The sequence below is a fragment of the Collinsella aerofaciens genome (genome assembly GCF_040910325.1).
Lineage (GTDB): Bacteria > Actinomycetota > Coriobacteriia > Coriobacteriales > Coriobacteriaceae > Collinsella > Collinsella aerofaciens_BL.
Genome location: NZ_JBDGAV010000030.1, coordinates 10,845 through 20,352, shown reverse-complemented (window position 1 = coordinate 20,352; position 9,508 = coordinate 10,845). Strand labels below are relative to the sequence as shown.

The following is a 9,508-nucleotide window of genomic DNA, read 5'->3' as shown; positions in this document are numbered from 1 at the left end:
GGTATCGGGTTCCCACATTCATCCGCACATGTGCGGATGAATGTGGGAAGTGTTCGGATGAAGTTGATAATCAAGGTTTGCCTCTGCGAGCTCCATAGATTATATAAACGCCCGCTGGCGCGCTGGCCCTTTGATACCATGAAACGACAGGTATTTCCTAAGGAGCACATTTGTCTACTAACGCCTCTGGCAGCCCTGTCCTGTCGCTGCTTATTCCCATCTACAACGTTGAGCGCTACCTGCGCGAGTGTCTCGATTCCGCCGTGGCGCAGACACTCAAGGATATTGAGATCATCTGCATTAACGACGGGTCGACCGACAACTCTCCGGCGATAATCCGCGAGTATATGCAGCGCGACACGCGCGTGAAGATGATCGACAAGGCCAACAGCGGCTACGGCGACTCGATGAACCGCGGGCTCGATATGGCGCGCGGCAAGTACGTGGGCATTCTGGAGTCCGATGACTTTATGGCGCCCGGCGCACTTGAAAAGCTTGTCTCGGCCGCCGATAGCAATAATGCCGACTTTGCGAAGGCGAACTTTGATTTCTACTGGTCCAAGCCCGAGGAGCGCCGTTCGCTGCACGAGATGTTTAAGGCCAAGGACTGCGGCAAGCCGGTGCACCCGAGCGACACGACGCGGTTCTTTAAGCAAAAGCCGTCGATTTGGTCGGCCGTGTACCGTCGCGATTTTCTTGAGCGCAACGGCATTACGTTTCTGCCGACTCCGGGGGCATCCTTTCAGGACACGTCATTCGCCTTTAAGGTGATCGCGTGCGCCGATAAGGCCGTTTACCTGCATGATGCCGTGTTGTCGTATCGCCAGGATAACGAGAATTCCTCGGTCAATTCTTCGGCTAAGGTCTTTTGCGTCAATACCGAGTATGCCGAGATTGAGCGTTGGATTCGAGAGGATTATGCCCGCGACCACGCAAGTGATGACGTCGCGCGCATGCTCAAGTTCAATCAGCTCATTAAGTACGATTCGTACATGTGGAACTACGTGCGCCTGGCGCCTAAGTTCTATAAGGAGTTCCTGGTTCAGATGGCCAAGGAGTTCCAAGCGGCCTTGGACGCCGGGGACTTTTCGCTTGACGACCTCAAGCCGTGGAAGCGCGCAAATCTCGCTGCCATCCTCAAAGATCCTGAGGGCTGGGTTGACGAGCATCCGAGTTTCGCGACGGATGGTGCCTTGGGGCGTGCTAAGTATTACGCCTCGGTTGGAGGCCCAGGCGTGGTCGCTGCCTTCCTCATCGAATCGCTGAGGGGGTAGGTCGACATGGGAGAGGCCTCGTGTCCTAAAGCTACCATTGTCGTCCCCGTTTACAACTCTGCGCGCTCCATTCAGCGATGCCTCGATTCGCTGTTGGCCCAGTCCGAGCGCTCGATTCAGGTTGTCTGCGTCAACGACGGTTCGACTGATGATTCGTTGAACGTGTTGCGCCAGATCGCGCAGGCCGACGATCGCGTACTGGTGATTGACCAGGAAAACGCGGGCGTCTCGTGTGCTCGAAATGCCGGTATCGATGTCGCCGAGGGCGAGACCGTCTTTTTTGTGGACGCCGACGATTACATCGATGCCCGGACGGTCGAGCACGTGCTGCATTCCATGGAGTCTGCAGATGCCGAGGCCGCCGTTTTTGGCGGCGTCTGTGAACCTGCCGATGCTGCCCCCAAGCGCGTCCAGCAACTCATGAGCCCCAAAGCTGGTACCTTCGGCGCCCGTGATCCCCAACTGCTGTTCCATTCGAATGCGCAGCCCTATGCCTGCCGTGCGGCTTTTTCGTGCGAGCTGCTCAATCGCGAAGGCATTCGCTTCGCCCCCGGTTTGGCTTTGGGCGAGGACGTCGTCTTCCAATTTGCGGCTTATGCGCTTGCCCGTAAGACCGTCGTCATGCCGGACAAGTTCTACCACTACGTGATGGAGAGCGAATCGGCGACGCACGAGTTCAACAGTGCCGAGGCTCGTGCCAAAAAGCTTGACGCCCACATGAGGATGCTCGAGGAGGTCTTGGAGGGCTGGGCGGCCTACGGTCTTTTGGACCTGTGTCCCGGCGAGCTGATAACTTGGTTTTTGGACCTAATTGTGTTCGACCTGGCGCGCTTGGATGCCGATGACTTCCATCGCGTGGCGGCTCGCGTCAACATGGACCTCGCGACGTTTTTGGGAACGGACTGGGCAGATATGCCTGCCAAGGGCGCTGTTTGCCGTGTTGCCCACAAGTTCGTTGCGACGACCTCGGGCTTTTCGATGGCAGATGCCACGCTGTTCTATCTTTCGACTCGCGGTCTCAAAGCCTGCCTGGAGCGCTTTCTCTAATTCCAAGCGCTGCCGCCCGCCGCAACTCGGCTGCTAAAATAACCCTGTTACACGCTATTCAACAGGAGGTTCTCTTGCAGAACTCTGATACCCCTAAAGTTTCGCTGCTTGTTCCCATCTGCAATGTTGAGCGCTACCTGCGCGAGTGCCTCGATTCCGCCGTGGCGCAGACGCTCAAGGACATCGAGATCATCTGCATCAACGACGGTTCTACCGATAGTTCGCCAGATATCATCCGCGAGTACATGGAGCGGGACCCCCGTGTAAAGATGATCGACAAGGCCAACAGCGGCTACGGCGACTCGATGAACCGCGGCCTGGAGATGGCGCGCGGCGAGTACGTGGGCATCCTTGAGTCCGACGACTTTATGTTTGAGGATTCGCTCCAAAAGCTGGTCGCCAAGGCCGATGCTGAGCATGCCGATGTCGTTAAGGGCGACTTTTACCTGTATTGGTCCACGCCCAGCGAGCGCCGTGAGCTGTTTGAAATTATCGACGAGCATATGACGGGCGCCGCGTATCGCCCCGTCGATCGCCCGGGCATCTTCTACCGCAAACCTTCCATTTGGTCGGCTATCTATCGGCGCGAGTTCCTCAACGACAATCAGATTCGGTTCCTTCCCACGCCGGGTGCCTCGTATCAGGACGCAGGCTTTAACTTTAAGGTTTGGGCTTGCGCCGAGCGTGCCGCGTTTATTGCGGACCCCATTTTGTGCTATCGCCAGGATAACGAGAAGAGCTCCGTTAATTCGCCCAACAAGGTGTTTTGCGTGTGCGACGAGTATGTCGAGATGCAGCGCTTTTTGGACGAGCGTCCCGAGCTCAAGGCTCAGCTTCAGGGCATTTTAATGCGCATGAAGGTCGATACGTACCGTTGGAATGATGAGCGCTTGGTCGATGAACTGCGCGAGCAGTTTTGGAAGAAAGCCTCGTCCGAGCTCAAGGCCGATTGGGATGCCGGTCGCTTTGACCTGTCGCTGTTTGATCCGCGTGGCGAGACCGACTTGCGTCTGATGGTCAAGTCGCCCCGCGCCTATATCGATTCGCGCTTTGACTTTAAGAAGCCGGGCAAGCTCAATACGTTTAAGCATTACTTTAAGATTGGCGGCCTGTCGCTGGTCTGGCGCGTGCTGACGTATCAGCGCACCTACGGCGACAACCCGCACCCCGATGACGTTCCGGCCGCACAGTAGGAGCGAGTGACTATGGCTAACCCCAAGATTTCCGTTGTCGTTCCCATCTATAAAGTGGAGGAGTGCCTGGCCTGGTGCCTGGACTCCCTGCTTGCGCAGGACATGCCCGATTGGGAAGGCGTGTTAGTCAACGATGGCTCGCCGGACGGTTCGCGCGATATTGCGGCTGCCTATTGCGATAAGGACGCGCGCTTTAGGCTGGTTGATAAGGAGAACGGCGGCCTGTCGAGTGCACGTAATGCAGGCATCGCTGCGTCCACGGCGTCTATCGTCGCGTTTTTGGATTCCGACGACCGCTTTACGCCCGATGCATGCCGCGTGATCGTCGATACCTTTGAGCGCGAGGACTGCGACGTTTTGACCTTTGGCGCGAGTCCGTATCCGCTGGAGGCGGGGTATCCGTGGCTTAACTATGTGCTGAGCCCGCGCGATGTGTCGTTTGAAGGCTATAGCTCCGACCTGCTGTTTAAGGAAGCTTCTCGCCCTTTTGCATGGCGCACTGCCTGCAAGCGTGAGTTTTTGCTGGGCAACGGGATCGTGTTCGACGAAACCGTTAAGTATGGCGAGGACCAGGTCTTCGATTTTGCCGTGTACGGTCGTTCGCGCAAGACCGCGCTTATCTCGAGCAAGCTGTATGACTACCGCGTGGCGCGCAAGGGTTCGCTCATGGATACCATGCGCTATGACGACGAGACGCGTCTGCTGGAGCATGTGAAGATTTACTCCGCTGTGCTGGCTGACTGGCAGCGCGACGGTCTCGATGTCCAGTATGCCGATGACCTGGCGTACTTCCTATGCGATCTGGTGCTGTACGATGCGCTCAGGTTGCTGGGTTCGGACTGCGGCAAGGTGTTTGCTGCCGTTGCCACGGCGCTTGCCGGTTCTGCCGTGGGCGGCGATGCTGCGCTCGCACAATGCGCTCCTTCTGTTGCCGCTATGGTGCGTGCGGCGCTTACCAGCAAGGCCCCCAATGCCCGTGCATGTAAAAAGCTCATGTTCGATTACGACGTCTTGAGGTTTGGGCGCCTGGGTGCCTGCAAACGCATGGCAGCGAACGCCCTGGGAAAGCGAGAAGTGTAGATGAGTATCAAGCGTTTGGCGCTTTGCCGCAGTCAGGGCCGTCTGTATGTGCTGCTTCGTTTTGCCGGTCAGGATGTCACCGCGCTTATTGAGCGGGAGGGTTCTCAAGCGTTTGCCCATGCGACGACGAGCGGTTCTTGTGTGCCGTCGCTGGTACTCCCGGTCGATCATGGCCGTGTGCTGGCGCTTTGCCCTTCCGTTTCCGATTACGAACGCGAGCTCGCCGTCTTGGTGCTTCCGTTTTTGGATGGCTCGTCGATGGATGCCGTTTTTGCATTCGGTGGCCAAAGGTTGGGCTCTATTCGCCTCGATAGCCGCGTGGCCAAGCTGGAATCCAAGATTAACTACAAAGCAAAGCCTGCGCTGTGTGCGCTTATCCGCGATGCGCAGCGTGGCGAATGCTGCGGTCGCTACGAGATCGATGCCATTCGCTATTTGCCGGCAGACGCCGGCGCGGTGTGGCGTTATGAGGTTACCTGGGCGGGAGACCCCCAGTGCGCGCCTGAGCTCCAGATCTTCGATACGCATATGAATGCCATCGATGCTACCGTGCATGTGTTTGAATCGCAGGTCGATGTGCCGCAGCGCAACGGTTGCCGCGTCAATAAAACGTATTTGAGCGTTGAGATGCCCCAGGATATACGTGATTTTGTCGCGATTGCGGCTGATCCCACGGGCCTAATCCAGAGCGGTTTTTGCGCCATGGATGGTCGCCTGTACAACGGCATGGTCGACGACAGCTGGAACCGCATGAAGGATGCACGCGCTGACGACGCAGCTTATCGATGTTGGTTTGAGCAACATCGCGCAAAGCCGGGCGATCTGGCGTGCCAGCGTGTCGCTTCGGTGGCTTTTGCCTATAGACCACTCGTGAGTATTGTGGTGCCGTGCTACAAGACTGATCGGGAATACCTGCGCGAGCTGCTGGACTCGGTGCTAGCCCAGAGTTATGACAACTGGGAACTGCTCCTTATGGATGCCTCGCCTGAATGGGATGCGGTGGCCGCCCTTGCGGCAGGCGCCAACGACGAGCGCATCCGTCGCATCGAGCTTCCCGGCAACGGCGGCATTGTGCTCAACACCAACGCAGGTATCGAGCGAGCGACAGGCGACTACGTCGCGTTCTTGGACCATGACGACATTCTGGAACCGGACGCGTTATTCCAGTATGTTTCCGCGCTGAATAAGGCGGCCGAGGACAAGCGTCCCCAGGTCCTGTTCTGCGACGAGGACATGTTCCAGAAAACGGGGGAGTGGGGCCAGCCGGTCTTTAAGACGCGGCTCAACGTCGACCTGCTCTATAGCCATAACTGCGTGACGCATTTCCTGATGGTGGAGAAGGCGCTCATCGATCGTATTGGCACGTCCCCGGAAGACGTTGCGGGTGCCCAGGACTACGACTTGACGCTTCGCTGCCTTTCGGCGGACGCGCGGTTTGAGCATGTTTTGCATGTGCTGTATCACTGGCGCGTGCATCCGGGATCGACCGCCGATGGCTCTGCCGATAGCAAGCCGTATGCTATTGAAGCCGGTCGTCTTGCGCTGCAGCGCCACTTTAACGCGCTGGGCATTTGCGGAACGGTTGAGGATACCGAGACGCCGTTTGTCTACCGCATGCGCTATGCGCTGCCGGAGCCTGCGCCGCTGGTGAGCATTGTGATTCCCACCAAGGATCACATTGAGACGCTTGACGCCTGTGTGATGTCGATCGCCCAGAAGGCAACGTATGCCAATTACGAGATCGTCTTGGTGGAGAACAACAGCGAAGCCCCGGAGACGTTTGCGTATTACGAAACCCTGCCAGAGCGCGTGGCTGCAGCATCCGAAGGCAGGGGCATCGCGCGCGTTGTGTACTGGCCGGGTGAGTTCAATTACTCCCAGATCATTAACTTTGGCGTGGAGCACGCCAAAGGCGATTATCTGCTGCTGCTCAACAACGATACCGAGGTCATTAGTCCCGACTTTATTGAAGAGATGATGGGCTATCTGCAGCGTTCCGAAGCGGGCGTGGTGGGTGCCAAACTCTACTTTGCCGATCATCTGGTGCAGCACGCTGGCATTGTGGTTGGCGTGCGCGGCGCACTTGCCCATGCCAACCAGGACTTCTCGGCAAAGCGCGAGGGCTATCTTGCCCGTGCCGTGCGCCCGGGCAACTTTAGCGCCGTAACGGGTGCCAGCCAGATGGTCCGACGCGACGTATTTGAGCAGGTCGGCGGCTATAACGAGGAATTCGCCGTTGGCTTTAACGACGCAGACTTTTGCCTGCGCGCATGGGAGGCGGGCTACCGCACCATCTTTACGCCCTATGCCGAGCTGTACCACTACGAGTTCACCTCGCGCGGCAGAGAAGAGGCCAACGAGGAAAAGATGTGTCGCTGGAAGCGCGAGCAAGCACTGTTCATGCAGCGCTGGCCTGAGTTCTTCCTCGATGGCGACCCGTGGCTCGGACCAAACCTATCCTCCGACAGTGAGTACTTCTCGTTTTAGTGCGAAGTAATGCCAAGTTCCGGCAAAGTATCCTCAAGAGCTGCAAAGGCGGTGGGGTTCAAGTACTCCTCGTTCAAGCAGCTCTTGTCATATCGAAAACGTGTGTCTCGTGAGCATTCAATGAGTTCCGCAGTAAAGAGCCTCTCCCAGCTAAAGAACTTTGAGCTTTCGATATGTTCGGCGGGGTTAAGCAGCATGTCCTTAATGTGTTTGCTGTTGAATAATCCCGACTTCAACACGAGCCATTCAAACGATTCCGGTAGGAATAGCTTGATGTTCTTTCGGCGCAATAGAGCAGCTGCTTCCGCAATTTCTGGTCCAAAGGCGGCGCCGTCGGCAATCACGAGGATGTCGTTTTCCGGTGCGTCCATAATGCAGTTGCAAATATTTGATTTTCCTCCCGCGCTGATGCACTTAATGCTGCTCTTTTTGCATAGCAAACTGAAGAATTCGTAGCCCGAATTTGTGTCCTCGACGATGACAAGCTCGGGCCTCTCGCCTCTAAATTCAGTATCATCGTAAATACGATATGTAGAGGTGTAGACACGAGAGTAAACGGGATACTTCGTTGTGGTTCGGTTGGTGTTCTTAAGACCGTAGATTTCATCAACGCTATAGGGCAGTTGGCGCAGTGACTCTCTGGCGACGATTACGTAGTAGTTTGAACTACGTTTTGCTTCATGGGCAAATTCTCTTGATCGAACAAAAGTATTGCCCTCATCAATAAAAACAATACTGCTGGAAATCTCTTGGAGATCTCTGCGCCAATATTTTCCAGATATTGTTTTACAGGGCACTTTGCAACTTACTGTTACGCCGCTTTGTGCCCCAAGCTCTTCATGGGCTGCCACCATATCAAGCAGAGTTGTCTTCCCTGTAGCACTGTTTCCTTGGATGATGGTCAGATTTCTATTGATGGTCAGTTTAAACTGAACACGGTTATTTTGAATAATTACCTTGTATGATCCGCGCATCAGGAGTTCTCCCTAAGGCATTTTCCAGCTATGGGGACAAGGTCAAACATCGTGTGAACGACATCGCCTGTGTTCGCAATGACAGCCGTGAATTTGCCGTTTCCAAAATCCATTAAATGGTAGAGATTGATTGCTAAATCCTTTTGCGCGGCGATCCGCAGAATCCAGTAGGCGCAATTATCACCGCAATTTGAGGCGTTATATACGTTCTCCGGCATAAAGTACATAAGCAGCAGTGTTTTGGTGCCGCTGGATAGTTTTTCGGGAGGAATGATACCTAGAATCTTGGTATCGATTGCATTGGGGCCTACCACGGTGCCTTTGTCGATGGATTTTATGACCCTTTGAGCAAAGGCATCTTGAAACCACTGGGGCGAATAGACGTTATCGAAGTAAACCGACGTGTTGTAGATAACGTTTTCCATATCACCATAGTGAATTGTTAGCACGTTAGCTCCTTCGGCTTGCTGATTTGGCATTTAGTGAGATTGATTATATCGCAGCACATGAGGCGGGCGTTATCGGCCCGCGGTAGATGTGATTGATGACCAAGGTTTGAATTTAATTTGACCATGCCCGTGCGTAGCTTGCTTTAGTGGCTTGAGTTATAGATAATAATCTTGAGCTAAGCTCCGTGTGGCGGCACGTAAAAGCTGTACTGTGCTTGGGCAGGTAAAAAGTCCAAGACGATTAGATATCCGAGAGGATATCGAGCCCGCACCGGGGAGATAAGGTGAGTCCGCGCCGGGGACTATAATTCCGGCGACAACTAGGTTTCCGTGAGGATGCCGCGGCTGACAGCCAGCAGAAAACCGCCTCTTTGATTATCAGCCGGGGTTATCCCGGCTTTTTTGATTGGGGCAGTATGGGTAGGGCTGAAGATCGGAAGGCGATAGTTGCGGAAATTAATCAGGCAGCAAAACTTTATCGCGGTTTTCTTGTCGGAAAGTCATTCATGTACGTTTTCGATGACAGGTATATCGAAGTTATTTATAAGGCCGAAAATTTCAAGCATTTAACTGGCGTAGATAGTCATTTGTCGGCTAAGCAGTTTTTCAAATTGGCATCCAGAGGAAAACTTGCTGCGTCGCAGATCGACTTTTCGAATCGCCATCCCTACGCTCTGTGTCGCAGAAAAGTCAACCATATTGTTCAGCTTGCCTCTTTTGCAACCTCCGCGTGCTTTATGCTCGAAGACATATCAACAAAATCGCAGTGCTATAAGTTTGGAACAACAGACTTGAACTTTTCCTTACTCATGAACTATAGGGGCGGTTGTTATATTGCTGAATCTTTAAGGGACGAAGATTGTTTTTCAAAGGCCCACGATGTGCATCTGGTCACTCATATCTTTTCGAGACAGAACGATAAGAAGCTATATGATTCCCTCTTGTTTAAAGATGGTGAGTTCGATGATTCCCAGCTTCCAAGAACTATTAGGTCTCTCCTAGAT

General features: G+C 54.6%; 8 protein-coding genes. 6 read left to right on the top strand and 2 right to left on the bottom strand.

What is annotated here, in order from left to right:
* The first annotated feature begins 170 nt into the window (after positions 1-170).
* The 5 genes from AB5Z25_RS09715 (at position 171) to AB5Z25_RS09695 (ending at position 7,081) form a co-directional block, all read left to right on the top strand.
* Complete coding sequence (locus AB5Z25_RS09715) at positions 171-1,274, top strand: glycosyltransferase (protein WP_368135442.1); 1,104 nt, start codon at positions 171-173, stop codon at positions 1,272-1,274.
* A gap of 6 nt (positions 1,275-1,280) precedes the next feature.
* Positions 1,281-2,321, top strand: coding sequence for a glycosyltransferase family 2 protein (locus AB5Z25_RS09710; protein WP_161145068.1), 1,041 nt, complete (start codon positions 1,281-1,283; stop codon positions 2,319-2,321).
* A gap of 74 nt (positions 2,322-2,395) precedes the next feature.
* Positions 2,396-3,514: a glycosyltransferase family 2 protein gene (locus AB5Z25_RS09705; protein ID WP_368135441.1), complete on the top strand. Its 1,119-nt coding sequence runs from the start codon at positions 2,396-2,398 to the stop codon at positions 3,512-3,514.
* Positions 3,515-3,526: 12 nt separating this feature from the next.
* On the top strand, positions 3,527-4,594 hold the full coding sequence (locus AB5Z25_RS09700; RefSeq protein WP_368135440.1) for a glycosyltransferase family 2 protein: 1,068 nt from the start codon (positions 3,527-3,529) through the stop codon (positions 4,592-4,594).
* Positions 4,595-7,081 (top strand): glycosyltransferase family 2 protein, encoded by a 2,487-nt coding sequence (locus tag AB5Z25_RS09695; RefSeq protein WP_368135439.1) that lies wholly within the window; start codon positions 4,595-4,597, stop codon positions 7,079-7,081.
* On the opposite strand, the gene AB5Z25_RS09690 is transcribed toward AB5Z25_RS09695, so the two are convergent.
* Both AB5Z25_RS09690 and AB5Z25_RS09685 read right to left on the bottom strand, forming a co-directional pair.
* Entirely contained in the window at positions 7,078-8,055 is a 978-nt protein-coding gene (locus AB5Z25_RS09690) for a translation initiation factor 2 (protein ID WP_368135438.1), read from the bottom strand. The genes AB5Z25_RS09695 and AB5Z25_RS09690 overlap by 4 nt on opposite strands.
* Positions 8,055-8,504 carry a DUF4869 domain-containing protein gene (locus tag AB5Z25_RS09685; RefSeq protein WP_271758611.1) on the bottom strand — a complete coding sequence of 150 codons (450 nt, stop codon included), beginning with the start codon at positions 8,502-8,504 and terminating at the stop codon, positions 8,055-8,057. The genes AB5Z25_RS09690 and AB5Z25_RS09685 overlap by 1 nt, the downstream gene beginning before the upstream one ends.
* 416 nt (positions 8,505-8,920) lie before the next feature.
* Here AB5Z25_RS09685 and AB5Z25_RS09680 point away from each other — a divergent pair.
* The coding region (locus AB5Z25_RS09680) for a PBECR4 domain-containing protein (protein ID WP_368135437.1) at positions 8,921-9,508 on the top strand (588 nt) is incomplete at its 3' end.